Below are 26971 nucleotides of genomic sequence, written 5' to 3'. Positions count from 1 at the left end.
AGGCGAGTTGGCGGTGGGAATACTGCCTGGACGGAGAAGGGGGAGGGGACTCGACCGATGGTGCAACAGGATCCGCCGGGGGGCGTCGAGGCACAGCTGCTTCCGGAGCTGTTCCGGACGACGGACAAGGCCTCGCTGGACGGCCAGCGCGAGACGCTGCGCTGGTACCGCGGACTGATCGCGATGCTGGTGGTCGCCGCTGTGATCGGGTCGTTCCCGGGCCCGGACGACAAGGGTGACTTCGACGTCTGGCCGCTGTTCTCGGTCGCCGCCTTCCTGGTGGCCGGCTACTTCTGGTCCCGGCTGCGCCGCAGCAACCCGCAGGGCCGCTGGTACCAGGCCCGGGCGGCGGCCGAGTCGGTCAAGACGCTGGCCTGGAAGTACACCGTCCGGGCCTGGCCGTTCGACGGCCCGGCCGAGTCCGCGGACGTCGACCGCGGCTACCTGCTCCAGGTCGAGGACGTGCTGCGGGCCTTCGAGGACCCGGAGATCGTGCCGCCCGGCAGCGTCGCCGAGATCACCCCGGAGATGCGCCGCCGGCGCGCCGAGAGCCTGACCGCGCGGCGCACCCTCTACCTGCGCACCCGGGTCGAGGGCCAGCGCACCTGGTACCGCTCCCGGGCCGAGGCCTGCGACTCGCAGGCGGTCTCCTGGGGGCTCGGCGTCGCGGTGCTGATCATCGTCGGTGCCGCGGCGGCCGTCGCCCAGGCCACCGGCGCGCTGCCGGTGCACCTGTTCGGCGCCACCTCGGCCGCGGCCGCGGCGATCATCGCCTGGACGCAGCTCAAGCAGCTCGGCCCGCTGGCCGCCGCCTACCAACTGGCCGCGCGCGAGCTGGAGAACGTCGGCAACCAGCTGTCCGACCTCGACCTCCGGGCGCCGGACGCCGAGGCGGACTGGGCCCGGCTGGCCGCCGAGGCCGAGGACGCGGTCTCCCGGGAGCACACCACCTGGCGGGCCCGCAGGGCGTTCCCGCGCTGAGCCGGGCCGGGCGGGGAAGAGTACTCGACCGGAGCGGGGACTTGGGGAGATCCGGCGAAACGCGGGGCGCAGGTGTGCGGGGTGCGTGAGGGTAGAGCGCCCAGGTACGGACCGTAATCATTACGTGTCCATGCCCTGGTTTCATCGCCTGCGCGCGACCCCAGTTCCCGCCGGAGGCCCTCCTTGCGCATTCTCCTGATCGCCAGCGCGTTCAACAGCCTGACCCAGCGCGTCCACACCGCCCTGCGCGAGCGCGGCCACCAGGTCGCCGTCCAACTCGCCCTCGACGACGAGCGGATGAGGGCGGCGGTGGCCCGCACCGACCCCGAGCTGATCGTCTGCCCGATGCTCACCAAGGCCGTCCCGCAGGACATCTGGTCCACCCGGACCGTCCTGATCGTGCACCCGGGCCCCAAGGGCGACCGCGGCCCCTCCTCGCTCGACCGGGCGATCACCGAGGGGGTGGAGCGCTGGGGCGTCACCGTGCTGCAGGCCGTCGCGGAGATGGACGCCGGCGACATCTGGGCGTCCGTCGAGTTTCCCGTCCCCGCCTGCGGCAAGAGCGAGTTGTACCGGGGCGAGCTCGCCGACGCCGCCACCGAGGCCGTCCTGCTGGCCGTCCAGCGGTACGAGGGCGGGCTGTTCACCCCCGAGCCGCTGGACTACGCCCGGCCGGACGTGCACGGCGAAGCGCGCCCCTTCCTGCGCCAGGAGGAACGCCGGATCGACTGGGAGCGGGACGACACCGCCACCGTGCTGCGCAGGCTGCGCGCCGCCGACTCCCAGCCCGGCGTCCTGGACGAGCTGTACGGACGGGAGTTCTTCCTGCACGGCGGCCACCCCGAGGACGAACTGCGCGGCCCGGTGCCCGGCGCCGTGCTGGCCACCCGGGACGGCGCGATCTGCCGGGCCACCGTGGACGGCGCGGTGTGGATACCGCAGCTGCGCCCGCGCCGCACCCCCGGCGGGCCGGTCACCTTCAAGCTGCCGGCCGCCACGGTGCTCGCCGACGAGCTGTACCGGGTCCGCGAGGTGCCGGTGAGCCCGGAGCGGGCGGGCCGCCGGGACACCTGGTCGGAGCTGCGCTACCGGGAGGAGGGCGAGGTCGGCTTCCTCGAATTCGCCCACGCGGGCGGGGCGATGAGCACCGAGCAGTGCCGTCGGCTGCTCACCGCCTACCGGGAGGCGGCCGACCGGCCGACCTCGGTGCTGGTGCTCGGCGCGCCCCGGGACTTCTACTCCAACGGGATCCAGCTCAACGTCATCCAGGGCGCGCCCTTCCCGGCGCTGGAGTCCTGGGAGAACATCAACGCGATGGACGACTTCGTCGAGGCGGTGCTGACCACGACGGACAAGGTGACGGTGGCGGCGCTGGCCGGGAACGCGGCCGCCGGCGGGCTGATGGCGGCGCTCGCCGCCGACGAGGTGTGGTGCCGGGAGTCGGCGGTGCTCAACCCGCACTACCGGCTGATGGGCCTGTACGGCTCCGAGTACTGGACGTACACCCTGCCCCGCCGGGTCGGCGCCGAGCAGGCCGAGCGGCTCACCGCCGAGGCGCTGCCGGTCGGCGCCGACCACGCCCGCCGGATCGGCCTGGTGGACCGCACGGTCGGCGGGGACGCGGCCGGGTTCCGCCGCTGGGTGGCGCGCGAGGCGGCCCGGATCGCCGCCGCGCCGGACCTCACCGGGCGGCTGGTGGACAAGAAGCGCCGCCGCGCGGTCGACGAGGAGGCCAAGCCGCTGGCCGAGTACCGGGCGGAGGAACTGCGCCGGATGCACGCCAACTTCTACCGGGCGGGCGAGCCGTACCACGCGCTGCGGCGGGACTTCGTGCACAAGGTCTGCCCGGTGGCCACGCCGGAGCACGTGGCGGGGCTGCTCGGGCGGCCCGGACAGCCGTAACGGTCGGCCCGGGCCCCGGCGGGGGCCGCAGGCGGGGACCGCGCGGATACCGGGGGCGGGGACGGGCGGCGCCCGGCCGGGGTGGGGGGCCCGGCCGGACGCCCGCTCGGGCCCCCGCTCCCGTGCCCGGCCTCAGCGCCGGGCGGCCCCGCCCAGCGGCCGCCGCTGCGGGAGCAGCGGGCTGCCCTGGTCGCCCGGGGTGCGCGCGGCCCCCGCGGCCCGCGCGGTCCCGGAGGCGCGCTGGGGCCGCGGAGGCAGCGGGGCGGCCGGACCGGCCAGCAGGGGCTGGGAGTCGGACCGGCTCGGCGAGACCGCGAAGGCCAGCGAGCCGAAGAACACGTAGCAGCCCAGCCCGACCCCGAGCGGGAAGATGAACTGGAGCGCCATCACGCCGGCCTCGGTGGAGCGCGAGAAGTCCAGCTGGACGGAGAGTGCCGCCATGCCGGTGTAGTGCATCGCGCAGACCGCCACGCCCATCACCGGCGCCGCCGCCAGCACGGCGAGCGTGCCCCGGATGTTGAGCGCGGCCCAGAGCGCGGCCGTGGCCGCGACCACGGCGATGGCCACCGAGGCGGCCACGGTGGGCCGGTCGTAGCCGAGCGTGCCGGGCAGGACCATCGCGGCCATGCCCAGGTAGTGCATGGCCGCGACCCCCAGACCGGTGGTCAGCCCGCCGACCAGCAGCGCCAGGACGCGGCGCCGCCAGTAGCCGACGGTGAAGAGCCCGACGCCGACCACGGCGACGGCGACCAGCAGGCTGAGCACGGTCAGGCCGGGCCGGTAACCGATCTCGACGCCGGTCACGGAGAAGCCGAGCATCGCGATGAAGTGCATGGACCAGATCCCGGCCCCGAGCGAGGTCGAGGCGAACAGCAGCCAGACGGCCCGGGTGCGGCCCCGGGAGACGAGTGCCCAGCGGGCGCTGCGCAGGGCGACGAAGGCGCCGACGCAGGCGACGAAGTACGAGACCGCCGGTGTCACCCAGCCGTGGTCGGCATGGTGGATCTCACCCAATGGAGCTCCCTGGACGAGGGTTGAGGGCACCGGGGCGCGGGCGGACGCGGCTGGCCGGGGAAGGCGCGCGGCAGCGGGCACCGGAGCGGGAACGTGCTCCCGCAGGGGAGGAGCCTGGCATGTGGTGCCCCTGACAATCGGGGAGAGTAACCACTGCCCGGCGGTCGCACAATGTTCGTGCTTTTCGTGAAGTCCCAGGTCAGGATGGGCCTTTACGCGGCCTGCATGATCCCGGCACCAACCCCTGACACTGCCTGCGCACCGCCTCCGGGTGGCTGCGGTCCGCCGTCGGCGCTCACTCCAGGGGGGCTAGCCCGAACGGGTGGCCGGCCGGGTCGATCAGCACCCGCAGGGTGCGGCCGTGCTGGTAGGCGGGCTCGGTGGCGCCGAGCGCGAGGGCCTTCGCGGTGGCCTCGTCCAGGTCGTCGACGTAGAAGTCGAGGTGGAAGTGCTTGCTGCCGTCCGGTTCCGTCCACGGTTCCGGCCGGTAGCCGGTCACCCGGCCGAAGCCCAGCGGGCTGCCGCCCTCGGGGTTGTCCAGGATCGCGAAGCGCTCGTCCGCGTGCCTGGTCTCCCAGCCCAGCAGCTCGCCGTAGAACGAGGCCAGCGCGACCGGGTCGGCGCAGTCGATGGTGACCATGGCGAGCCGGGCGAAGCCGGTGTCGCCGGGCCCGGTGCGCGCGGACCGTTCGGACGGCTGCGACTGTTCGGACCGCTGGGACCGCTCGGACTGCTCGGTGGCGAGGTCGGACATGGCAGGTCGGCCCTTCTGGGAGAGAGCTGAGGCCCATGACCAATATGGCACCGCGGTGACCCTCCGGCACGGCGGCGGATCTCATTTTCCTTAGCGAGAGTAATGACGTAGGCTAAAGAGATGCCCGAGATGTCCGAGCAGGACCTCGCAGCGATCAGTCAGCTGCGATCGTCCACGATGCGCCTCTCCCGACGACTCAAACACCAGCGGGTGGAGGAGTCGCTGAGCCCCACCGAGATGGGAGTGCTGGGCACCCTCGCCCGGTGCGGAAAGGCGACGCCGGGTGAGCTCGCCCGGAAGGAGCACGTGCAGCCTCCTTCGATGACCAGGATCGTCGCGATGCTGGAGGAGAAGGGGCTGGTGCGGCGCGAACCGCACCCCGAGGACCGCCGCCAGGTGGTCGTCAGCAGCACCGAGCAGGCCGAGACGATCCTCGCGGAGAGTCGTCGACGCCGGAATGTCTGGCTCGCCGAGCTCGCCCAGGGGCTCGACGAGGAGGAATGGGCCGTCCTCAGGGAGGCCGCGCCCGTGCTCTACAAGCTCGCCCACCTGTAGCTCGTACACCTCCGAGGCACACCGACCCCGGCCGGCCGCCGGGAGAAGAAGGAGCCCGCATCACCGCAGGACCGACCACCGACACCAGGAGCGCGACGGCCACCGCCATGGCCGTCGCGCCACGAGGGGAGACCAACGTGACACCGCCGGCCGCAGCCAGCGCCGCCGCCATCCGCACCGACGACCCGACCACCGACCCCGCCGCGGCCACTGCCGCGGCCGCCGACGCCCAGGCACCCGCCCCCGCGGGGCTGCCCGGCAACGGCGACGACGACCCCGACGAACGCACCGCGGCGGACTCCGCCGCCCAGCGCCGCGCCCACGCGGCCGCGTCCCCGACCGGCACCCGCTTCACCAGGCCCGGGGGGATGTTCTCCTCACTGCGCGTTCGCAACTACCGCTACTACTTCGCCGGCCAGGTGGTCTCCAACACCGGCACCTGGATGCAGCGCATCGCCCAGGACTGGCTGGTGCTGAGCCTCACCGGCAGCCCGCTCGCGGTCGGCATCACCACCGCCATGCAGTTCCTGCCGATGCTGCTGTTCGGCCTGTTCGGCGGCGTGCTCGCCGACCGGATGCCCAAGCGCCGGCTGCTGGTCTTCACCCAGGGCGCGATGGGCCTGCTGGCCGCCGGCCTCGCGGTGCTGACCGTCGGCGGCGTGGTGACGCCGTACTACGTGTACGCCTTCGCGCTGCTGCTCGGCCTGGTCACCGTGGTGGACAACCCGACCCGGCAGGCCTTCGTCTCCGAGATGGTCGGGCCCAAGGACCTCGCCAACGCCGTCAGCCTGAACGCCGCCAACTTCCAGACCGCCCGGCTGGTCGGCCCCGCCGTCGCGGGCCTGCTGATCGCCGCGGTCGGCAGCGGCTGGGCGTTCGCCGTCAACGCGCTGTCCTTCGCCGCCGTGATCGGCGGGCTGCTCGCGATGCGGGAGAGCGAACTGCGCCCGACCGAGCCGATCGCCCGCGAGAAGGGTCAGCTGCGCGAGGGGCTGCGGTACGTCAAGGAGCGGCCCGAGCTGCTCTGGCCGATGGTGCTGGCCGGGTTCATCGGCACCTTCGGCTTCAACTTCCCCACGCTGCTCTCCGGCTTCGCGTACGACACCTTCAAGGTCGGCGCCGGCCAGTACGGCCTGCTGAACACCGCGATGGCGATCGGCTCGCTGACCGGTGCGCTGCTCGCCGCCCGCCGGGGCGTGCCGCGGCTGCGCCGGCTGGTCGGCGCGGCGCTGGCCTTCGGAGCGCTGGAGGTGGTCGCCGCGTTCGCGCCCGACTACTGGACCTTCGCGCTGCTGCTGATGCTGGTCGGGGTCTTCGGGCTGAGCTTCAACACCTCGGTCAACTCCTCGCTGCAGCTGGCCACCGACCCCGCGATGCGCGGCCGGGTGATGGGCCTGCTGGTGCTGGTCTTCACCGGCGGCACGCCGATCGGCGCCCCGATCGTCGGCTGGGTGACCGCCTCGTACGGGCCCCGGCTCGGCCTGCTGGCCTGCGGACTGGTGTCCGCGGCGGCGGCCGGCACGGTCGGCCTGGTGCTGGCCCGCAGCGCGGACCTGCGGGTGCGGTTCGACCTGCACCCGGGCCGCGGCGGCCGGGTGGTGGCCTTCGTGCCGCGGACCGCGCCGGCGGCCAAGTCGGAGCTGGCCGCCGCCTGCTGACCGCCCGTCGGGCCCCCGGGAGGCGTCCCGGGGGCCCGTGGCGGTTCAGAGCCGGATGGCGAGGACCTGGCCCGGCCAGACGCCGTCCGGCCGCTCGACCTCGAAGCCCTCGGTCTCGGTGAAGCCGAGCGTCCGGTACTGGGCGACCAGTCCGCGGTCGGCGCCGGCGTAGCAGTCCACCCGGAGCAGGCCGATGCCGCGGCGGCGGGCCTCCTCCACCGCGTCGGCGATCAGCGCGGCGCCGATGCCCGAGCCCTTGCGGGTGCGGTCGGTGACCAGGTTGCGGACGAACAGCTCGCGCTCGGCCACGGCGGGGACGTACGCGCCGCGCTCCTCGGACAGCACGCAGGAGCCGACCGTGCGGCCCCGGTCGTCCACCGCGAGACGGATCAGGAACGGCTCGGCGCCGTACTTCGCGATGTGCTCCACCCGGGCCGGGTCGGTGCTGAAGGGCCGGTCGCCCCACTGGCCGGTGCGGCCGCGGCCGGCCAGCCAGGCCACGGCGCCGTCGAGCAGGGCGAGGACGTCGGGGATGTCCTCGGGGCCTCCGGTGCGGATCTTCACGCCGCTGGAATCGATCATGGATCCGTTCTATCCCGAACCGGGGTGCGCGGGAAGATTGATCCATGAGGTTGTTCGTGGCGGTGCTGCCGCCCGCAGAGGCGCTGCAGGGGCTCGGCGACGCGGTCGCACCGCTGCGGGAGCTGCCCGGGGCGGAACGGCTGCGCTGGACCGGCGTCGAGGGCTGGCACCTGACCCTGGCCTTCCTGGGCGAGGTGCCGGCCGAGCGGCTGCCGGAGCTGGCGGCGGGCCTGGACGCCGTCGCCGAGGTCCACCCGGTGCACCGGCTGCGGATCGCGGGCGCCGGGCGGTTCGGCGACCGGGTGCTCTGGGCCGGGGTCGAGGGCCGGACCTGGGCGCTGCGCCGGCTGGCCGACGCCGTCACCGCGGCCACCGCCGAGGTCACCGGGGCGACCGACGACTACGCCTTCCACCCGCACCTCACCCTCGCCCGGGCCGGCTCCTCGCGCGGCCACCGCAGGGCCGTGCGGCGGGTCGCGGCGGCCGAGCTGGACGGCCTGGTGGCGGCGCTGGCCGACTACCGGGGGCCGGAGTGGGACGCCACCGGGCTGCACCTGGTGCGCAGCGACCCGGGCGGCGGCTCCGTCCACTACGAGTCGCTGCGCTCCTGGCCGCTGGCGGACTGGGGCTGAGGCCCCCGGGGGTGGGTTCCGGGACCGGGGCCGCGAGGTCCGGGGACGACCCCGGGAAGGCCCGGGGCCAGGGCCCGGGAGGAGTCCGGGGCGGGCCGGAGGTACGCTCGATGACCGTGGATCCCAAGACTCGTATGCGCATCGTCTCCGGCACCCTGGTGCTGATGCTGGTCGTCGTGCTGATCAGCTCGCTGGCCGGCCGCTAGGGCGGCCCCCGGCCCGGCCCCGGAACGGCGAGAGGGCCACCGCCCGTCGGCGGTGGCCCTCGGCCGTGTCCTCGGGGGACCGGTCAGACCTGCGCGAGCTGCTCGACCACGTGGTCGATGCAGTGGGTGAGCGCCTCGACGTCCGCCGGGTCGATCGCCGGGAACATCGCGATGCGCAGCTGGTTGCGGCCCAGCTTGCGGTACGGCTCGGTGTCCACGATGCCGTTGGCACGCAGTGCCTTGGCGACCGCGGCGGCGTCCACCGACTCGTCGAAGTCGATGGTGCCGACCACCTGGGAGCGCTCGGCCGGGTTCGCCACGAACGGGGTGGCGTAGGCGGACTTCTCGGCCCAGGAGTACAGCCGGGACGAGGAGTCCGCGGTGCGGGCGACCGCCCAGTCCAGCCCGCCGTTGCCGTTCAGCCACTCCAGCTGGTCGGCCAGCAGGAAGAGGGTGGAGAGCGACGGGGTGTTGTACGTCTGGTCCTTCGACGAGTTGTCGATGGCCGTCGGCAGCGAGAAGAACGGCGGGATGTAGCGGCCGGAGCCGGCGATCTCGGCGGCGCGCTCCAGCGCGGCCGGGGAGAAGGTCGCCAGCCACAGGCCGCCCTCGGAGGCGAAGGACTTCTGCGGGGCGAAGTAGTAGACGTCCGTCTCGGTGATGTCCACCGGCAGGCCGCCGGCGCCCGAGGTCGCGTCCACCAGGACCAGCGAGCCCTCGTCCGCGCCCACCGGACGCCCGATCGGCATCGCGACGCCGGTCGAGGTCTCGTTGTGGGTGAGCCCGTAGACGTCCACGCCGGCCTCGGCGACCGGCAGCGGGTGGGTGCCCGGGGCGGTCTTGATCACGGTCGGCTCGCCGAGCCACGGCGCGGCCTTGACCGAGGAGGCGAACTTCGAGGAGAACTCGCCGAAGTCCAGGTGCTGGGACTTCTCCCGCACCAGGCCGAAGGCGGCGATGTCCCAGAAGGCGGTGGAGCCGCCGTTGCCGAGGACGACTTCGTAGCCGTCCGGCAGCGAGAACAGGCTGCTCACGCCCTCGCGCACGCGCTTGACCAGGTCCTTGATCGGGGCCTGGCGGTGCGAGGTGCCGAGCAGGGAGGTCTGGGTCGCGGCGAGGGCACTCAGGGCCTCGGGGCGCACCTTGGACGGTCCGCAGCCGAAACGGCCGTCTGCGGGCTTGATGTCAGCGGGGATCTGGATCTGAGCCACGCGCGCAGCCTACCGGCCGGAGGGTTCGGCGGGGTACGGCCGTCCGCCCGCTGAGACCGTGATCACTGTTGCTCGGAGGCGGGCCGCAGACAGGCGGCAGCGGGCCCGGCCGGAGCCGGACCCGCTGCTCAGGGGCACTGTCCGGACGCTCGTCCGGTATCCCCGGGGAGGGGATCAGCGGACGATGGCGTCCCAGCCCTCGATCTCCTCGGGGCGGCGCGGGCCGGGGCCGATGTAGCGCGCGGAGGGGCGCACGAGCCGGCCCGTGCGCTTCTGCTCCAGGATGTGCGCCGACCAGCCGGCGGTACGCGCGCAGGTGAACATCGAGGTGAACATGTGCGCCGGGACCTCGGCGAAGTCCAGCATGATGGCGGCCCAGAACTCGACGTTGGTGGCCAGCACGCGGTCGGGGCGACGGTTGTGCAGCTCCTCCAGCGCGGCCTTCTCCAGCGCCTCGGCGACCTCGAAGCGCGGCGCACCGAGCTCCTTGGCGGTGCGGCGCAGCACCCGGGCGCGCGGGTCCTCGGCGCGGTAGACGCGGTGGCCGAAGCCCATCAGGCGCTCGCCCTTGTCCAGGGCGTTCTTGACCCAGGCGGTCGCGTCGCCGGTGCGCTCGATCTCCTCGATCATGCCGAGCACGCGCGACGGCGCGCCGCCGTGCAGCGGGCCGGACATCGCGCCGACCGCGCCCGAGAGGGCGGCCGCGACGTCGGCGCCGGTGGAGGCGATGACCCGGGCGGTGAAGGTGGAGGCGTTCATGCCGTGCTCGGCGGCCGAGGTCCAGTAGGCGTCGACGGCCTTGACGTGCTTCGGGTCCGGCTCGCCCCGCCAGCGGATCATGAACCGCTCGACGACCGTCTCGGCCTTGTCGATCTCGCTCTGCGGGACCATCGGCAGGCCCTGGCCGCGGGCCGACTGGGCGACGTAGGACAGGGCCATCACGGCGGCCCGGGCGAGGTCGTCGCGGGCCTGCTCGGCGTCGATGTCCAGCAGCGGCTTGAGGCCCCAGACCGGGGCGAGCATGGCGAGTGCGGACTGCACGTCGACCCGGATGTCGCCGGAGTGCACGGGGATCGGGAACGGCTCGGCGGCCGGCAGGCCGGGGTTGAACTTGCCGTCCACCAGCAGGCCCCAGACGTGGCCGAAGGAGACGTTGCCCACCAGGTCGTCGATGTCGACACCGCGGTACCGCAGGGCGCCGCCCTCACGGTCGGGTTCGGCGATCTCGCTCTCGAACGCGACGACTCCCTCAAGCCCGGGTACGAAATCGGACATGCGACGGCTCCCTCAGTTCTGTGATCGGCGCTCCGCCGTGGTGGGGCGGCGCACCAGTGACCGAATGGTGTTTGGCACTCGGTGCCAGAGTGACAGGCACGGGGTGCATTGCGCCATACACCACCGTGGTGATGTTTCCCGCGGGCCCGCTCGACGTGCCCGCCGGAGGGGCCGGTCGCGCCCGGGGGAGCGCCGGAACCCCTGCGATCCCGGGAACCAAACGCCTTGTTCCGGACAATTCCCCACGGGGCGGGCGGTCAAGCGGCGGCGGGTCACCTCATCTCCCACCGGGGTTTGTCCGGAGGTAGCGGCGCCCGTTGCTTGTCGTACGGGATGATGTTGGCGTGCAGACCCCGGATCGCGCCCAGTCGACGCCCCCGAGCCCCGCCAACCGGACCCTGGCCGACGAGGCCCGCCCCGGACCGGACCTCACCGTGATGCGCAAGCACTACAGCCACGAGGGCCTGGTCGAGGAGCGGCTCGCGCCCGAGCCGATCGGCCAGTTCACCCGCTGGTTCCACGAGGCGGACGACGCCGGGGTGGTGGAGCCCAACGCCATGGTGCTCTCCACCGCCGACGCCGAGGGGCGGCCCAGCTCGCGCACCGTCCTGCTCAAGGGCTACGACCTGCGCGGCTTCGTGTTCTTCACCAACTACGGCTCCCGCAAGGGCTCCGAGCTGGCCGCCAACCCGTACGCGGGGCTGCTCTTCCCGTGGATCGCGCTGGCCCGCCAGGTGATCGTCCAGGGCCGGGTGGAGAAGGTCGGCCGGGACGAGACCGCCGCCTACTTCCGCACCCGCCCGCACGGCTCCCAGTTGGGCGCCTGGGCCAGCGAGCAGTCCAGCCCGGTCGGCGGCCGGGAGGTCCTCGAACAGCGCTACGCCGAGCTGGAGCGGCGCTACCCGGAGGGCGAGGGCGTGCCCGTCCCGCCGTTCTGGGGCGGGTACCGGGTGGTCCCGCAGAGCGTCGAGTTCTGGCAGGGCCGGGAGAACCGGCTGCACGACCGGCTCCGCTACGTCGCCGACCCGTCCGGCCCGACGGGGTGGCGGGTGGAGCGGCTCTGCCCGTGATCCCTTCGGCCCAAAGGCTCCGCGCGGCGTCCGCGCGGAGCTGATGGACCGTCATCCGTCCGGTAGGATGCCCGTCGCGGACCTGGGCCGATGCAGCTCCGGCCGGCGGCCCGCCGTGCCGACACGATCGAGTGAGGGACTGAGTGAGGGACTGATGGGCGTCACCGGTGCGGGAACCGCCGCTGGACTCGGCTCTGACCTGGTCGACGTCGCCGCCCTGCCGCTCGACGAACTCGACGCCCTGCCCGACACCGTCCTCGGTGACCTGCTGCGCCGGGTGGTCGCGGACGCCCTGACCCCCGGCGCGGAGCCGCTCGCGGCCTTCCAGTCGGCGCTCGACCGGTAGCACCGCGGGAGCCCGCGCCCCCGCACCCGGCGCGTCGAGCCCGACGGGCGCCCGCGCCCCCGCCGGTGCGCCCCCTGAGCGCCGGAGCGCCCCCGGCCGGGGAAGTGCGCCTGACCACCGGCTAAACCCCACGAGGCGGCCGAATCCGCCAACTCGCCAGCGTGGACGGTGGAGTTCGGGACATGCTGGGGTATGAAACCAGCGCCGTCGCGGACCGTTGGGCACGGGGGGAACAGGTGATGGAGCAGGAACAACACCGGCCGTACTTCTTCTTCAGCTACGCGCGTCGGGACTTCGAGGCCGAGGACGCCTTCGTCAACCAGTTCTTCAACGACCTGCGGGACGAACTCGGGCGGCTGGTCGGCACCGGCGTGCGCAGCGAGGAACTGGCCTACCGGGACACCGAGCAGCTGCGCCTGGGCGACGACTGGGCCGAGCGGCTGGCCACGATGCTCGGCCGCAGCCGGACCATGATCGCGCTCTACTCCCCGGCCTACTTCACCAGCCTCTACTGCGGCAAGGAGTGGACCGCCTTCCGCGGCCGGGTCCGGCGCCACCACGAGGAGACCGGGGAACTCATCTCGGCGCTCGTCCCGGTGCTCTGGGAACCCGTCGAGCCGGGCGACCTGGCCGACGAGGTCAACAAGATCCAGTGGGCCCAGCCGGACATGGGCGAGGCCTACGCCCGGTACGGCCTGCGGGCACTGCTGCGCACCGCGCAGGGCGGGGCGTACGAGCAGGTCGTCCGGGTGGTCGCGGAGCGGGTCCGGGACGCGGCCGCGCGCCGGCTCGGCGAGCTGCCCGAGTTCGACCTCGGCGCCGTGCGCGGCTACTTCCCGCCCCCGGCGGCGCCGCCCGCGGCGTCCGCCCCCGGGATGGTGCGGCTGTTCATCGCGGCCGGGCGCGCCTCGGAGTCCGCCGCCGAGGGCGGCTGGTACGGCTCCAAGCCGTGGCACTGGGCGCCCTACCACCCGCCCGTCCAGCCGTCCCTGGCGGCCCGCGCCCAGCAGGTGATCACCGGCGCCGGACACACCACCACGCTGGAGGAGGTCGACACCGCCCTCGCCGACAAGCTCGACCAGGCCCGCGAGGACAGCCAGGTCAGCATCCTGCTGGTGGACCCGTGGGTGGCCGGAGCCGAGCGCTACCGCTCCGCGCTGCGCGCGTACGACGAGCAGAACCACCCCGTCACCGGCGTGATGGTGCCCACCGGCAGCGGCGACCCGGCCGACGGGCCGGAGCGCGACGCGCTCTGGGCGGGCGTGCGCGACGTGTTCCGGCGCAACTGGCTGCGCCGGAGCGACCTGGAGCACTTGTTCCGGGTCAAAGTGAGCCGGGAGAGCTTCGACAACGACCTCACCATCATGGTGACGGTCGCTCAGAACAAGCTCATGGACGACAACCTGGATTGGGGGGACGATGGCGGCGACGCCTTCGGCCTCGGCCCCGGCGGCCCGGACACCGGCCCGGCGATGCCCGGGCTGACCATCCCGGCCGGCCCGCCGGGGCCCCGCCGGGGGCCCGCACACGTCAACCGGGGCCTCCCGGGTTCCACCGACCTGCCGCACCAGAGCCGGGGCAAGGACACCGCTGTCCCGCTGAGGGGGGAGAAGAACGATGACCACTGAGCCCGGCGCGGATCCGGAGCGCGGCGGACCGGGATCGGTCGTCACGTTCTACTCCTTCAAGGGCGGCACCGGCCGCACCATGGCGCTCGCCAACGTCGGCTGGATCCTCGCCAGCCGCGGCCTGCGCGTCCTGGTCGTCGACTGGGACCTGGAGGCGCCCGGCCTCCACCGCTACTACCACCCGCTGCTGGTCGACCCGGAACTGCACTCCACCGACGGCCTGATCGACCTGCTGCGCTCCTACGTCAAGCAGGCGCTGCCCTCCACCGCCGGGCCGGTCGGGCAGTCCCCGGCCGCCTGGCTGGACGAGCCCGGGCGCCTGGACGGCTACGTCTGCGGCCTCGCCCTCGACCTGCCGCCCGGCGGCCGGCTCGACTTCCTGCCCGCCGGCCGGCAGAACGCCGCCTACGCCGCCGCCGTCACCAGCTTCAACTGGCGCAGCTTCTACCACGGCCGGGACATCCGCGGCGGCGAGTTCCTGCGCGAGCTGCGCGACCGCTGGGCCCGCGGCTACGACTACGTGCTCATCGACAGCCGCACCGGCGTCAGCGACACCTCCGGCATCTGCACCGTCCTGATGCCCGACACCGTGGTGGACTGCTTCACCTTCAGCGTCCAGAACATCCGCGGCGGCGTCGACGCGGCCCGCGACATCGCCGCGGCCGAGGAGCGGGCGATCCGGGTCCTGCCGGTGCCGATGCGGGTCGAGGACGCCGAGCAGGAGCGCCTGGAGGCCGGCCGCGACTACGCCCGCGAGGCCTTCGCCCCCTACCTCGGCCGCTGGCTGGCCGGCGACCGCCGGGCCGGCTACTGGGCCGACGTCGAGGTGCCGTACAAGCCCTTCTACGCCTACGAGGAGGTGCCCGCCACCGTCGCCGACCGGCCGCAGGAGGCCCGCAGCCTGCTCAACGCCTTCGAGCGGCTGGCCGGCTGGATCACCGACGGCCGGGTCCGCGCCCTGCGCCCGCTCACCGCCGAGACCCGCCGCCGGCTCTACGGCGCCTACCTGCGCTCCGCCCGGGCGGTTCCGCGCCAGGTGTTCGTCAGCTACGCCCCCGAGGACCGGATGTGGGCCGAGTGGGCCGCCGGGACGCTCACCCGCTTCGGCTACCAGACCTCCCTGCACAGCGCCGCCGAGCCGTACAGCGGCCCCCGGCCGCCGGAGGTCGCCGGGCCGGTCGACGGCCAGGGCCGGCTGCTCGCGCTGCTCTCGCCCGAGTACACCGCGCTGCCCCGCGCGGCCGAGGTCTGGCAGCTCCTCCAGGGGCGCGAACTCGCCTCCGGATCACCGTCGTTGGTCGCCTTCCGGCTCCAGGACTCGGACGAGCCGGTGCCCCGCCCGTTCACCGGGCCGCCGGTGCCCGACCTGGTCCGCTCCTCCGCGGTCGGCGCCGAGTCCCAGCTCTACGCCGAACTCGGCCCGCCGCCCGGCAGCAGCCGCCAATCGGACACCGACAGCGGGGAGTTCGCCGCCCCCGCGCGGTTCCCCGGCACCGCCCCGCAGGTCCAGGAGGCGCCCTCGCGCAACGCCGCCTTCATCGGCCGCGGCAAGCTGCTCGAACTGCTCCGCAACCGCTTCACCGGCGGACCCGCCGCCGTGCTCAGCCAGGTGCTCTACGGCTTCGGCGGCGCCGGCAAGTCCCAGATCGCCGCCGAGTACGCGCACCGCTTCAAGGCCGCCTACGACGTGGTCTGGTGGGTGCCCGCCGAGGAGCCCGCCAACATCCCGCAGAAGCTCGCCGAACTCGCGCCCCGGCTCGGCGTGCCCACCAGCGACGACGTCGCGCACACCGCCGCCGCCGTGCTCGACGCGCTGCGCCGCGGCCAGCCGTACCGCCGGTGGCTGCTCGTCTTCGACAACGCCGGCACCCCCGAGGAGCTCGCCCCCTGGCAGCCGGCCGGCTCCTCCGGCGGGCACGTGCTGATCACCTCCCGCAACCAGGGCTGGGCCCGGCACGCCGGCCTGGTGGAGGTCGACGTCTTCCTCCGCGAGGAGAGCGTCCGGCTGCTGCGCCGCTTCAACGGCGGGCTCTCCTCGGAGGACGCCGACCAGGTCGCGCAGCGCCTCGGCGACCTGCCGCTCGCCGTCGGCCAGGCCGCCGTCTGGCTCCAGGAGACGTCGATGCCGATCGCCACCTACCTCGAACTGCTCGACGAAGAGCTCACCGAGATGCTGGAGCGCACCCGGCTGCGCGCCGCCGACTACCCGCACTCGGCCGCCGCGACCTGGCGCATCTCGGTCGAGGAGCTGCGCCGGATGAACGCCCCGGCCGCCCAGATCCTGGAGATCTGCGCCTTCTTCGGCCCGGACGCCATCCCGATGCGGCTGCTCTACAGCCGAGCCGTCACCCGCGCCCTGCGGCTGCCCCCGCGCGCGCCCCGCGACAAGCTCGCGATCGGCGAGTTCCTGCGCGCCATCAACCGCTTCGGGCTCGCCCGCACCGACCAGGGCAGCGAGACCATCACCGTGCACCGGCTGGTCCAGGCGGTGCTGCGGGACCAGGTCGAGGAGGAGCGGCGGGCCGAACTGCGCGGCGTCGTCCACGCCGCGCTCGCCACCGCCAACCCCGGCGACCCGGACGTGCCCGTGAACTGGGCCGAGTACGCCGAACTCCTGCCCCACCTCTGGCCGTCCGGAGCGCTCGACAGCGCCGACGAGGACGTCCGGCAGTGGATCATCGACTCGGTCCGCTACCAGTGGAAGCGCAGCCTGCACGAGTCCGGCCGGGAACTCGCCGAACGGACCCTGGAGCACTGGCGCCAGGACGGCTACGGCGGGCCCGGCTTCGACGTCGACAACGACGCCCAGACGCTCATGCTGCGCACCCAGCTGAGCAACATCCGCCGCTCCCAGGGCGCCCTCCAGGAGGCGTACGAGATGGACCGGGACATCCTGGAGCGCTTCACCGCGACGCTGGGCCCGGAGCACTCCCACACCCTCGCCGTCGCCAACAGCCTCGGCGCCGACCTGCGCTTCCTCGGCCGCTACGACGAGGCCCGGGCGCTCGACCGACGCACCCTGGACGCCGCCCGGCGCACCCTCGGCCCGGACCACCCCCGGACCCTGATGATCACCAACAACCTCGCCGTCTCCGACTACCTGGCCGGCGACCGCAGGGCCGCCCTGGAACGGCACCGCAGCAACTACCTCCAGCAGCGCGACGCGCTCGGTGCGCACAGCCTCTACGCGCTCTCCTCGGCCTCCAACTACGCCCGCGACCTGCGCGAGACCGGGCGGCTGCGGGAGGCCCTGGACCTGCTGGAGGAGACCGTCCGGATCTACCAGCAGACCATCGGCGACAGCCACACCGACACCCTGCGCGCCCGCAAGAACCTGGCCGTGGCGCTGCGCCGGGCCGGCCGGTACCACGAGGCCCTGGAGATCGACGAGGACATCTACCAGCGCTACCTGGACATCAACGGCCCCGAGCACCCCGACACCCTGGCCGCCGCCACCAACCTGGCCAGCGACCTCAACGCGCTCGGCGACACCGGGCGGGCGATCCCGCTGGCCGAACGGGCGCTGGCGCGGTACCGCGACTACCTGGGCGAGAACCACCCGGTGACGCTGGCCGGCGCCAACAACCTCTCGGTGTACCTGCGGCTGGCGGGGCGCGCGACGGAGGCGCGCGAGCTGTCCGGCCGTACGCTGGCGCAGTTCCGCACCGTCCTCGGCGCGCACCACCTCTACATCCCGATCGCGATGATGAACCACGCCAACGACCTGTCGCTGGCCGGGGAGCTCCAGGACGCGCTCGACCTGGAACTGGAGGCCGCGCCGCTGATGACCGAGGCCCTCGGCCAGGACCACTACGACTCCATCGGCATCAACTCCAACCTCTCGCTGTCGATGGCCGCCCTCGGGTACGCCGAGCGGGCGGCGGAGCTGCGGGCGGACTGCATCCGGCGGGCCCGGATCACCCTGGGGGAGGAGCACCCGACGACGATCGCGGTGCGGGCCGGGACGCGGCTGGACTCCGACGTGGAGCCGCCGCACGTGTGACGGACGGTCGGCCGGCGTGGCCTAGGCTCACCGGCATGGTGCCGTTCCGGCAGTTCCTGCTGAAGATCCACAGTCGGTGCAACCTGGCCTGCGACTACTGCTACGTGTACGAGGGCGCGGACCAGAGCTGGCGCGGGCGGCCGCGACGGATGGAACTCGCGACCGTCCGCCGCACCGCCCGGCGGATCGAGGAGCACGCGGCCGAGCACGGGCTGGACGAGGTGTCCGTGGTGCTGCACGGCGGCGAGCCGCTGCTCGTCGGCGCGGCCCATCTGGACGCGCTGCTGGCCGAGTTGGCGGCCGTCCGGCCCCGGAAGCGGTTCACCGTGCAGACCAACGGGCTGAGGCTGCTGGACGAACCGGCCCTGCTCGACGTGCTGCACCGGCACCGGGTCGCGGTCGGGGTCTCGCTGGACGGCACCCGGGCCGACCACGACCGGCACCGCAGAACGCCCTCCGGCACCGGCAGTTGGGCGCGTACCGCGGAGGCGGTGCGGCTGCTCGGCTCGGACCGGCACCGGGACCTCTTCGCCGGCCTGCTGTGCGTCGTCGACCTGGAGTCCGACCCGGTGGCCACCTACGAGGCGCTGCTGGAGTTCGCGCCGCCCCGGATCGACCTGCTGCTGCCGCACGCGACCTGGCGGGAGCCGCCGCCCGGCGTCCGGCCGCGGCCGCTGCCGGACGCGCCGCCGTCGGGCGCGGAGCCGGCGCCGTACGGGCAGTGGCTGATCGCCGCCTTCGACCGCTGGTACGACGCGCCGCGCCGGGAGACCGGGGTGCGGCTGTTCGAGGAGCTGGCGGTGCTGCTGCTCGGCGGGCGGGCGGCCAGCGAGGCGGTCGGGCTGGCGCCCGTCGACCTGGTGGTGGTCGAGGCGGACGGGACGATCGAGCAGGCGGACAGCCTCAAGGTGGCCTACGACGGCGCCCCCGGGACCGGCCTGGACGTGTGGCGGCACGACTTCGCGCGGGCGGGCGCGCACCCGGCCTTCCGGGCCCGCCAGCGCGGCCTCGCGGGCCTCGGGCCGGTCTGCGCCGGCTGCCCGCTGGCCCGGGTCTGCGGCGGGGGGCTGTACGCGCACCGGTACGCGGGGGACGGCTTCGGGCACCCGTCGGTGTACTGCGCGGACCTGGACCGGCTGGTCCGGCACATCGCGGGGCGCCTGCGGGCGGGGGTGGCGGGGCTGGCGGGGAGCTGAGGACCGGCGCGGGCCCGGGTGGCGGGTTCCTGGTGGGCGTCGGGCGTCGGCGGGCGGCGGTTCGGCTCACCCGTCCGGGTCATGCCCGGCCGCCGTCCGGCTGATCCGCCCCGGCGCGGGGAGACTGCGGACGGACCCGGCGGGTTGGGCGATGGGCCGGCCGACCGGGCCGGGAGCCGAACGGACGAGGAGGAGGACCGGTGGCGGGTACGGGCGAGGTGGTGGCGGCCGGGGTACCGGGCGCCCGCGGGGCGGACGGGCTGCCCCGGCACGGCGTGGACCGGGAGACGTTCCGGGCGATCGCGGGCGCGCGCGGCGGGCCGCAGGCCGTCCGGCTGCTGCGCGGCGGGCAGTTGAGCAAGCGGGCGCTGCTGCTGCTGGCGCTGCGCCGGGCGGTGCCGGAGCACGACGGCTACCGGGAGGCGTACGCCCGGGTGCGGGCGCTGCAGCGGGACGACCGGGAGCGGTGGGAGGAGGTGCTGCTGCGGCCCGAGTTGGACGCCTGGGCGGCGGACTGCCTGCGCGGCGCGGCGGCGGGGGAGGACGTTCCGCTCGGCGGGCTGGGCGAGTTCCTCCGCCCCGGCTCCGGCGCGCCCCTCGCGCTGGAGTGCGACGGGCTGCGCTGGGCGCCGTCGATCGACCACGCCGGCCCGCGCCGGGTGGACTACGGACGTCCGCCGGCCGGTCCGCTCGCCGGCGCCGAACTCGGGCTCTGGGAACAGCGGGTGTCCGAGGCCTGGGACATCCTGGTGCGCCGTCACCGCCGCCATGCGGCGGCCGTCGCGGCCTGCGTGACCACCGTCGTCCCGCTGCGGCCCGCCCCCGGCGGGGAGGCGGTGAGCGCCGCCGCCCGGCGGGCCTACGGCGCGGTGGCGGCCTCGCTGCCGGGCGATCCGGTGCTGCTGGCACTGGCCCTGGTGCACGAGTTCCTCCACGTCCAACTCGGCGCCCTGCTAGACCTGGTGCCGCTGCACCGCCCCAGCGGCCCGGCCATCCACCACGCCCCCTGGCGGCCCGACCCGCGCCCGGCCGGGGCGCTGCTCCAGGGGGCGTACGCGCACCTGGGCGTGGCGGACTTCTGGCGGGCGGAGGCGGCCGCCGGGGCGGGCGACGCCGCCCGCGCGCACGGGGAGTTCGCGCGCTGGCGGACGCACACCCTGGCCGCCGGGCGGACGCTCCTGGGCTGTGGCGAACTGACGTCGAGCGGGCTGGAGTTCACCGAGGAGCTGGTGCGGACCGTCCGGGAGCTCGGCGAGCCGGGGGAATGAATCCCGGACATCGGACGCTTGGCCGGATGGCGTGCTTGTCGGAGGGCATCCCCGGGCACTCCCGGGGTGTGCCCAGGTACTGGTTCAGGTGCTGGTCCCGGTCCTCCTCCGGGTTCTCTTCCGGATGCGGGCCCGGGTGTTCGTCCGGGTGCTCGTCCCGGCGGTGCGCTTCGGCGTGCGCCAGGGCAAAGTGCGCGACCGCTGAACGGGTGAATTCTGGGGGCTCAGCGCGCTGTCGTACGACGTGGACCGCCTGGGGAGTTCAACGTGAGTCCGCAAGGTGCCGCGCGGAGTCTTCGCTGGCACTACATTGGTCGCAACCGGGTGGGCTTACCCACCCTCGGCAGGTCCTAACCGCGCCTAAGGAAACGAATATGACCCCGGTAACCAGCACCAGGCCGGCCGGCAAGCTCACTGACCCTCAGGAGACGCCGGAACGCCCCTCCCTCGCCGATCTCGCCGCGCTCGGCGCGGAAGAGCTCGCCTCCCGGCTCCAGCGCGCGCTCCCCGGCGCGGAATCCGGCCTCGTGCCGGTCGCTGCCTTCAACTCCTCGATCTGACCCGACCCGGACCTCCGAGCGGAACCCAGACCGAGCAGACCGAACCGAGCCGAACAGTTCCATGACGACGTCGATTCCGCTGCCGTTGACGCAGTTCGTGGTCAAGATGCACAGCAGGTGCGATCTGGCCTGCGACCACTGTTACGTCTACGAGCATGCGGACAGCAGCTGGCGCTCCCGGCCGAAGGTCATCGCGGACGGGATCATGGCCAAGGCCGCCGAGCGCATCGGTGAGCACGCGGCCGCCCACCGGCTGCCCGCCGTCCGGGTCGTCCTGCACGGGGGAGAACCCCTGCTCGCCGGCCCGGACCGCTTGCGCCGCGCCGCCGGGACGCTCCGGGCGGCACTCCCGCCCGGCTGCGTGCTCGACCTGCGCATCCACACCAACGGCGTGCTGTTGAGCCGGGACTTCTGCTCGCTGTTCGCGGAGCAGGACATCAAGGTCGGCATCTCGCTGGACGGCGACCGGGCCGCCAACGACCGCCACCGGCGGTTCGCCGACGGACGCAGCAGCCACCCGCAGGTGCTGCGGGCGGTCGCGCTGCTGAACGAGCCCGAGCACCGGCACCTGTTCGCCGGGCTGCTGTGCACGATGGACGTCGAGAACGACCCGGTGGCCGTGTACCGGGCGCTGGCCGAACTCCGCCCGCCCGCCGTGGACTTCCTGCTTCCGCACGCCACCTGGGACGATCCGCCCGCGCGCCCCGCCGGACCGGCCACCACCCCGTACGCCGACTGGCTGCTGACCGTCCACGGGCTGTGGGAAGCGGACGGACGGCCGTTCGCCGTACGGACCTTCGAGTCCGTGCACCGGACCCTGCGCGGATTCTCCAGCCTCACCGAGTCGCTCGGCCTGGAGCCCTCCGACCTGGCGGTCCTGGAGACGGACGGGACCTTCGAGCAGGCCGACAGCCTGAAGACCGCGTACGACGGCGCGCCCGTCACCGGCATGAACGTTTTCGCGCACAGCCTCGACGACCTGGCCCGCCACCCCGGCATCGCCGCCCGCCAGTCCGGCCTGGCCGGGCTGAGCGAGGCCTGCCGCGCCTGCTCCGTGGTCCGCTCCTGCGGTGGCGGGCTGTACGCCCACCGCTATCGGAGCGACGATGGAGGAGGCAGCTTCGACCATCCCTCCGTCTACTGCGGTGATCTCATGACGTTCATCAACGGCATTGCGGGGAACGGGAGTTCGACTGGCGTTCCGGTGCGGGCGGCCGAGGCCGACCGGCCCGGCGCCGAGCCGCTGCCGCCCGGCGCGCTCACCCCGTCGCAACTCGACGAGCTGGCGCGCGGATACGGGAGCGCGGAGACCATCGCCGCGCTCGGCCGCTCCCAACTCGCCCTCACCCGAGCGATGCTGGCCGCCGCCTGGGACGCCTCCGGACAGGGGCGGGCCGAGGCGTGGGCCCTGCTGGCGGAGCTCGACTCGGCGGCCCCCGCCGCCGTGGACACCGTGCTCGCCCACCCGTACGCCCGCTCCTGGGCGGCCCGCAGACTCGCCGGGGACCTGCCGGTCGGGCTCGGCCCGCTGGCCGCGCTCGCCGCGGCGGCCGCGGTGCGGGCCGGGCGGGGGGACGCGATGGCGGTGCCCGTCCGCGGCGGGTGGCTGCACCTGCCGACGCTCGGCCGGATCGCCGTACCCGACGGCGAGGCCGTGGTCACCGGGCGGGCCGACGGCTTCGAGGTGCGGGCGTCCGACGGCTCGGTGCACACCGTCCCGGACGAACCGCTGCGGCGGGTCCGGCTGGCCGGCGGCTGGACGGTCGCCCTGGAGGACACCGACCCGCTGCGCGACTGCCACGACCACCCGGTGGCGGACCGCCTGTCCGAGGGCGAACTGCTCGACTGGACGGGCGCGTTGCGCGAGGCCTGGGAGCTGCTCGGGCGGGACCTGCCCGGGTACGCGGAGGGCATCCGGGCCGGCCTGGCGACGGTCACCCCGTTGCGGCCGGGCCCGACCGGCCGGGACGTCAGCTCGGCGGCCCGACAGGCGTACGGCGCGGTCGGCATCGCCCGGCCCGCCACCGCGCCGACCCTCGCCCTGCTGCTCGCGCACGAGTTCCAGCACGTCAAGCTCGGCGCGGTGCTGGACCTGACGGACCTGTACGACCGCGCCGACACCACGCTGTACCTCGCCCCCTGGCGGCCCGACCCCCGGCCGCTCGAAGGGCTGCTCCAGGGCACGTACGCCCACCTGGCCGTCACCGAGTACTGGGGCACCCGCACCCGCGCGTACGACGGACTGCCGGGACCGGCCGCCGACCGGGCACGGGAGCAGTTCGCGCTCTGGCGGCGGTACACCGCCGAAGCCGTGGAGCGGCTGGCGTCGTCCGGGGCCCTGACCGGGACCGGCTCGCGCTTCGCCGACGGCATGCGTGCCACCGTGGCACCCTGGCTCGCCCTGCCGCTGCCCGCCGCCGCCGAGCAGGCGGCCGACCGGGTACGGCGCGAACGGGCCGGGGTCTGACCTCCCACTCCCGCCGCCCCGGGTCCTCCCTCGCCCGGGGCCATCAACCCCGGGGAAACGCCATCCTCACCGAACCCCGCGGCGGCGTCGCCGTCGCCTCCCCCGTCCATCCCCTCGTCCGCGACCTCGCCGACCTCGGGGTCCGTCCGGGCACGGTGCTGCACGTCCAGGCGTCCCTGCGCGCCCTCGGACCGGTGCCCGGAGGGGCGGCCGGTGTGGTCGAGGCCCTGCTCGAAGTCCTCGGCCCCGACGGCACCCTGGTCGCCTACACCGCCACGCCCGAGAACTCCGCCACCTCCCGCGTCCACCAGCGCGCCACCGCCGGTCTCTCCCCGGCGGCGGTGGCGGACTACCAGGCCCGGATGCCCCGCTTCGATCCGGCCACCACCCCGGCCTCGCCCTCCATGGGGGCGCTGTCGGAGGCGGTCCGCACCCACCCGGGCGCACTGCGCAGCCACCACCCGCAGACCTCCTGGGCGGCCGTGGGCCGGCTCGCCCGGGAGATCACCGGGCGCCACCCGCTGACTTCCCACCTCGGCCCGGAGTCGCCGCTCGGGCGGCTCTACGAACTGGACGCCCGGGTGCTGATGCTCGGCGTGCCGATGGGCCGGTTCACCGCCTTCCACCTGGCCGACCTGCGCATGCCCGACGTCACGGTGCGCGAGTACCGCTGCGTCGGGGCGGACGGCTGGACCACCTTCCGGGCCCCCGACCTCGACGACCTCCACTTCGACCGCCTCGGGGAGGAGGTCCTGCGCACCGCCCGCGGCATCACCACCGCCCGCATCGGCACCGCCGACTGCCGGCTCGTCCCGGTGCGGGAGGCCGTCGACCTCGCCGAGGCCGTCCTGCGCCGCGGCCGCCCCTGAACCCCGCTCCTCGTTCCCATCCCTCAACACCTGATCCCGCCCCTCCTCCTCGCCCCGCCCGTCCCCATCGCGTGCGCGGGAAGTCGGCCCGGCCGACTTCCCGCGAGACTTCGGGGGTCGGTGTTTCGGCGGCGGGGCCGGCGGGTGCGGGACGTCCGGGCGGTGCGGGGAAAGTCCAGGGGGCGGCTGTCCGTGCGGTGCTACGGTCGGGCGCCATGAGCTGGCTTCCCGATGACTTCGTCCATCCCGTCCGGGTGCCGCTGCCGGGCGGGGCCCATCACCTGCGGCCGGTCCGGGAGGTGGATGCCCCGCTCGACTACCCGGCCGTGACGGGCTCGCGCGAACGGCTGTGGACCCTCTTCGGTCCGGCCTGGGGCTGGCCCGCGGCCACCATGACCTTCGAGGCCAACCAGGCCGACCTGCTGCGGCACGAGAAGGAGATTGCCGCACACCAGTCCTTCAACTACGCGCTGCTCGACGCGGCCGAGACGGCCCTGCTCGGCTGCGTCTACATCGACCCGCCCGCGAAGGCCGGTGCGGACGGCGAGATCGCCTGGTGGGTGGTGGACGAGCTGGTGGGCAGCGAGGTCGAGCGGGCCATGGACGCCCTGGTGCCGCGGTGGATCGCCGCCGACTGGCCGTTCGAGCGGCCCCGCTTCCTCGGCCGTGAGATCTCCTGGTCGGACTGGCTCGCCCTGCCCGCGCACGCCGGCGCGTGAGCCGACCTCGTCCCCCGTGCCCCGGCCCGCGCCGGGGCACGGGGGACGAGCGTCATGGGCCCCTGAGGGCGCGGGCGCACCGGGCACGCCGGCGTGCACCCGGCGGCTACGGCCCGACTGGTTCCAGCCGGAGCCGCCGGGACGGCCAGGGGGCCGGCTCGGCGGGGCCGAACCAGACGCGGACGTCCTCGCCGGTGCGGACGGGCAGTCGGGGGAAGTCGTTCTCGGCGTGCTCGGTGCGGTGCAACGCATGGTCCGGGAGCAAGTGTTCGGTGGCGAAGGAGTCGAAGGCGCCGCCGTGGACGGTCGCCGAGGCGGCCGGGTGGCAGACGGTGGCGAGGACCTCGCGGCCGCCCGCATGCGATGTGAATCCGGGGCCGCGCAGCAGCAGGACGTCGTCGCTGTCGACCATGGTGGCGTTGGCCGCGTCGCGGTGCTCCCGCCAGACCGGGCCGCCGTAGAAGGCCTCCAGGGCGCGCCGCCGGTCGGCCATGTCGGGGAAGGCGCGCAGCCAGACGAAGCGGTCCGGATCGTCGAGGTCGCGGAAGCGGCCGCCGACGGTGATGCCGACCGCCTGCTGGCCGGTCACGAACTCGCGCTCGAACAGCTCGATCAGGGTCTCCCGGGCGCCGGGGTGCAGGGTGTACTGGCGGAGTTCGACGATGAGGTTCATGCCGTGGCCGCGCCGGTGCGGGTGAAGTCGTTCATGCGCCGCAGCGTAGGACCACTCTCCTGACACCACCTGTCAGTGGATACTGGGCGGCATGCGCGCGAGTCGGCTGGTCGCCCTGCTCCTGCTGCTCCAGAACCGGGGCCGGCTGACCGCCGAGCAGCTGGCGGGGGAGCTGGAGGTCTCCGTCCGTACGGTCTACCGGGACGTCCAGGCGCTCGCCGCCGCCGGAGTCCCGCTGTACGGCGACGCCGGGCACGCCGGCGGGTACCGGCTGGTCGACGGCTACCGGACCCGCCTCACCGGGCTGACCGCCGACGAGGCCCAGGCCGCCTTCCTCGCCGCACTCCCGGGCGCCGCCGCCGAGTTGGGCCTCGGCGAGGCGCTCACCGCCGCCCAGCTCAAACTGCGGGCGGCCCTGCCGGCGGAGCTGCGCGAGCACGCCGGGCGGATCCAGGAGCGCTTCCTGCTCGACGCGCCCGGCTGGTACGGCGCGGCGGACGAGACCCCGCACCTGGCCGCCGTCGCCGCCGCGGTGTGGGAGCGGCGGGCGGTGGTGCTGCGGTACCGGCGCTGGCGGGCGCCGGAGGAGATCGAGCGGCGGGTGGAGCCGTACGGGCTGGTGCTCAAGGCCGGGCGCTGGTACCTGGTCGCCGCCGGTCCGGGCGGGATGCGTACGTACCGGGTCGATCAGGTCGTCCGACTGCGCGAGCTGGACGAGGAGTTCGCGGTGCCGGACGGCTTCGGCCTGGGCGCGTACTGGACGGGCTACCTCGCCGACTTCCGGGCCCGGCTGCACACCGGGGAGGCGCTGGTCCGGCTCACCCCGGAGGGCGCCCGGCGCCTCGGGGTCGCCGCCGCGGACGAGGGCTGGGCGGAGGCCCGGGTGCCGATCGAGTCGCTGGACCACGCGCACGGGGAGTTCCTGCGGCTGGGCGCCGACGTCGAGGTCCTGGAACCGGCCGAACTCCGTGACCGCATCGCCAGGACGGTACGGGCCCTGGCCGCCCGCTACGGGGGGTGATCCGCGGGCTCGGACAGCCGACCGCCCGGCCGGCGGGGTGCCGGTCGGGCGGGGGCGGGCGGGTCAGGCGACGAAGTGGTCGAACTCGCCGGCCTTGGCGCCGAGCACCCAGGCGTTGAACTTGATGCGGGTGGTGGTGACGACGAGGGTGGGGTCGTCGGACTGCCGGATGTAGACGTGGTCGCCCTCGGAGGCGATCTCGATCCAGTCATCCTTGTCGCTGCTGGTGCTGGACCTCTGCCAGTCGAGGTGGTCCACGAGTGCCCTCCTGGTGGTGCGTGGCGGCCGTATCGAGGGTACTGGTCCCAGTGCACGGATGGCGGCATCGTTTCGGTCATGTCAATTCGTGCGAGACGTTGTGCTATTCCATTGGGGTGTCAG

At 74.4% G+C, this 26971-nt stretch carries 23 protein-coding genes; 16 read left to right on the top strand and 7 right to left on the bottom strand.

The window, feature by feature from the left end; genetic code table 11:
• Nucleotides 1-57: 57 nt before the first annotated feature.
• Both ACZ6EM_RS24050 and ACZ6EM_RS24045 read left to right on the top strand, forming a co-directional pair.
• Nucleotides 58-981, top strand: coding sequence for a DUF4231 domain-containing protein (locus ACZ6EM_RS24050; protein ID WP_401052469.1), 924 nt, complete (start codon nt 58-60; stop codon nt 979-981).
• A 183-nt stretch (nt 982-1164) separates the two neighbouring features.
• A complete protein-coding gene (locus tag ACZ6EM_RS24045) occupies nt 1165-2883 on the top strand; it encodes a hydrogenase maturation protein (RefSeq protein WP_401052466.1) in 1719 nt (572 codons plus the stop codon).
• Nucleotides 2884-3015: 132 nt separating this feature from the next.
• On the opposite strand, the gene ACZ6EM_RS24040 is transcribed toward ACZ6EM_RS24045, so the two are convergent.
• Together ACZ6EM_RS24040 and ACZ6EM_RS24035 are read right to left on the bottom strand one after the other, a co-directional pair.
• Nucleotides 3016-3897, bottom strand: a complete 882-nt coding sequence (locus ACZ6EM_RS24040) for an MHYT domain-containing protein (protein ID WP_380349023.1) — start codon at nt 3895-3897, stop codon at nt 3016-3018.
• Nucleotides 3898-4192: 295 nt separating this feature from the next.
• Nucleotides 4193-4651 carry a VOC family protein gene (locus ACZ6EM_RS24035; protein WP_452181075.1) on the bottom strand — a complete coding sequence of 153 codons (459 nt, stop codon included), beginning with the start codon at nt 4649-4651 and terminating at the stop codon, nt 4193-4195.
• A gap of 120 nt (nt 4652-4771) precedes the next feature.
• On the opposite strand from ACZ6EM_RS24035, the gene ACZ6EM_RS24030 reads away from it, so the two are divergent.
• Entirely contained in the window at nt 4772-5206 is a 435-nt protein-coding gene (locus tag ACZ6EM_RS24030) for a MarR family winged helix-turn-helix transcriptional regulator (protein ID WP_030235202.1), read from the top strand.
• 107 nt (nt 5207-5313) lie between these two features.
• The gene (locus tag ACZ6EM_RS24025) at nt 5314-6864 is read left to right on the top strand and encodes an MFS transporter (RefSeq protein ID WP_465773204.1); all 1551 of its coding nucleotides are present in this window, start codon (nt 5314-5316) and stop codon (nt 6862-6864) included.
• A gap of 45 nt (nt 6865-6909) precedes the next feature.
• Here ACZ6EM_RS24025 and ACZ6EM_RS24020 read toward each other — a convergent pair whose 3' ends face one another.
• A complete protein-coding gene (locus tag ACZ6EM_RS24020; protein WP_465773203.1) occupies nt 6910-7446 on the bottom strand; it encodes a GNAT family N-acetyltransferase in 537 nt (178 codons plus the stop codon).
• A 44-nt stretch (nt 7447-7490) separates the two neighbouring features.
• Here ACZ6EM_RS24020 and thpR point away from each other — a divergent pair, with 44 nt between their 5' ends.
• Complete coding sequence (gene thpR, locus ACZ6EM_RS24015) at nt 7491-8078, top strand: RNA 2',3'-cyclic phosphodiesterase (protein WP_401052409.1); 588 nt, start codon at nt 7491-7493, stop codon at nt 8076-8078.
• A gap of 289 nt (nt 8079-8367) precedes the next feature.
• Here thpR and serC read toward each other — a convergent pair whose 3' ends face one another.
• The gene (serC, locus tag ACZ6EM_RS24010) at nt 8368-9495 is read right to left on the bottom strand and encodes a phosphoserine transaminase (protein ID WP_401052412.1); all 1128 of its coding nucleotides are present in this window, start codon (nt 9493-9495) and stop codon (nt 8368-8370) included.
• Between the two features lie 174 nt (nt 9496-9669).
• Entirely contained in the window at nt 9670-10770 is a 1101-nt protein-coding gene (locus ACZ6EM_RS24005; protein ID WP_387691571.1) for a citrate synthase 2, read from the bottom strand.
• Nucleotides 10771-11207: 437 nt separating this feature from the next.
• On the opposite strand from ACZ6EM_RS24005, the gene pdxH reads away from it, so the two are divergent.
• The 10 genes from pdxH (at nt 11208) to ACZ6EM_RS23955 (ending at nt 24896) form a co-directional block, all read left to right on the top strand.
• Nucleotides 11208-11840 (top strand): pyridoxamine 5'-phosphate oxidase, encoded by a 633-nt coding sequence (gene pdxH / locus ACZ6EM_RS24000; protein WP_380538477.1) that lies wholly within the window; start codon nt 11208-11210, stop codon nt 11838-11840.
• Between the two features lie 154 nt (nt 11841-11994).
• Nucleotides 11995-12186, top strand: a complete 192-nt coding sequence (gene fxsA, locus ACZ6EM_RS23995) for an FxSxx-COOH cyclophane-containing RiPP peptide (RefSeq protein ID WP_359913861.1) — start codon at nt 11995-11997, stop codon at nt 12184-12186.
• Nucleotides 12187-12425: 239 nt separating this feature from the next.
• Nucleotides 12426-13814, top strand: a complete 1389-nt coding sequence (locus ACZ6EM_RS23990; RefSeq protein ID WP_452179031.1) for a TIR-like protein FxsC — start codon at nt 12426-12428, stop codon at nt 13812-13814.
• Nucleotides 13804-17817, top strand: a complete 4014-nt coding sequence (gene fxsT, locus ACZ6EM_RS23985; RefSeq protein ID WP_401050230.1) for an FxSxx-COOH system tetratricopeptide repeat protein — start codon at nt 13804-13806, stop codon at nt 17815-17817. The genes ACZ6EM_RS23990 and fxsT overlap by 11 nt, the downstream gene beginning before the upstream one ends.
• Nucleotides 17818-17852: 35 nt before the next feature.
• Nucleotides 17853-19013 carry an FxsB family cyclophane-forming radical SAM/SPASM peptide maturase gene (locus ACZ6EM_RS23980; RefSeq protein WP_465773202.1) on the top strand — a complete coding sequence of 387 codons (1161 nt, stop codon included), beginning with the start codon at nt 17853-17855 and terminating at the stop codon, nt 19011-19013.
• Nucleotides 19014-19213: 200 nt separating this feature from the next.
• Nucleotides 19214-20281, top strand: coding sequence for an aKG-HExxH-type peptide beta-hydroxylase (locus tag ACZ6EM_RS23975; RefSeq protein ID WP_465773201.1), 1068 nt, complete (start codon nt 19214-19216; stop codon nt 20279-20281).
• Nucleotides 20282-20655: 374 nt separating this feature from the next.
• On the top strand, nt 20656-20841 hold the full coding sequence (locus ACZ6EM_RS23970; protein ID WP_355268748.1) for a hypothetical protein: 186 nt from the start codon (nt 20656-20658) through the stop codon (nt 20839-20841).
• A gap of 61 nt (nt 20842-20902) precedes the next feature.
• Nucleotides 20903-23308 (top strand): FxsB family cyclophane-forming radical SAM/SPASM peptide maturase, encoded by a 2406-nt coding sequence (locus tag ACZ6EM_RS23965; protein WP_401053479.1) that lies wholly within the window; start codon nt 20903-20905, stop codon nt 23306-23308.
• 155 nt (nt 23309-23463) lie between these two features.
• Complete coding sequence (locus tag ACZ6EM_RS23960) at nt 23464-24177, top strand: AAC(3) family N-acetyltransferase (protein WP_380538373.1); 714 nt, start codon at nt 23464-23466, stop codon at nt 24175-24177.
• Nucleotides 24178-24392: 215 nt separating this feature from the next.
• Nucleotides 24393-24896, top strand: a complete 504-nt coding sequence (locus ACZ6EM_RS23955) for a GNAT family N-acetyltransferase (protein WP_465773200.1) — start codon at nt 24393-24395, stop codon at nt 24894-24896.
• 106 nt (nt 24897-25002) lie between these two features.
• On the opposite strand, the gene ACZ6EM_RS23950 is transcribed toward ACZ6EM_RS23955, so the two are convergent.
• Entirely contained in the window at nt 25003-25569 is a 567-nt protein-coding gene (locus ACZ6EM_RS23950; RefSeq protein ID WP_401054306.1) for an NIPSNAP family protein, read from the bottom strand.
• A 91-nt stretch (nt 25570-25660) separates the two neighbouring features.
• Between ACZ6EM_RS23950 and ACZ6EM_RS23945 the strand changes: the two genes are divergently transcribed.
• Nucleotides 25661-26590, top strand: a complete 930-nt coding sequence (locus tag ACZ6EM_RS23945; protein WP_465773199.1) for a helix-turn-helix transcriptional regulator — start codon at nt 25661-25663, stop codon at nt 26588-26590.
• Between the two features lie 63 nt (nt 26591-26653).
• On the opposite strand, the gene ACZ6EM_RS23940 is transcribed toward ACZ6EM_RS23945, so the two are convergent.
• The gene (locus ACZ6EM_RS23940) at nt 26654-26848 is read right to left on the bottom strand and encodes a DUF397 domain-containing protein (RefSeq protein WP_359902156.1); all 195 of its coding nucleotides are present in this window, start codon (nt 26846-26848) and stop codon (nt 26654-26656) included.
• Between the last annotated feature and the right edge of the window lie 123 nt (nt 26849-26971).

Source organism: Kitasatospora sp. NPDC041917 (assembly GCF_055589745.1).
This window is presented reverse-complemented; position numbering and strand designations above follow the sequence as displayed.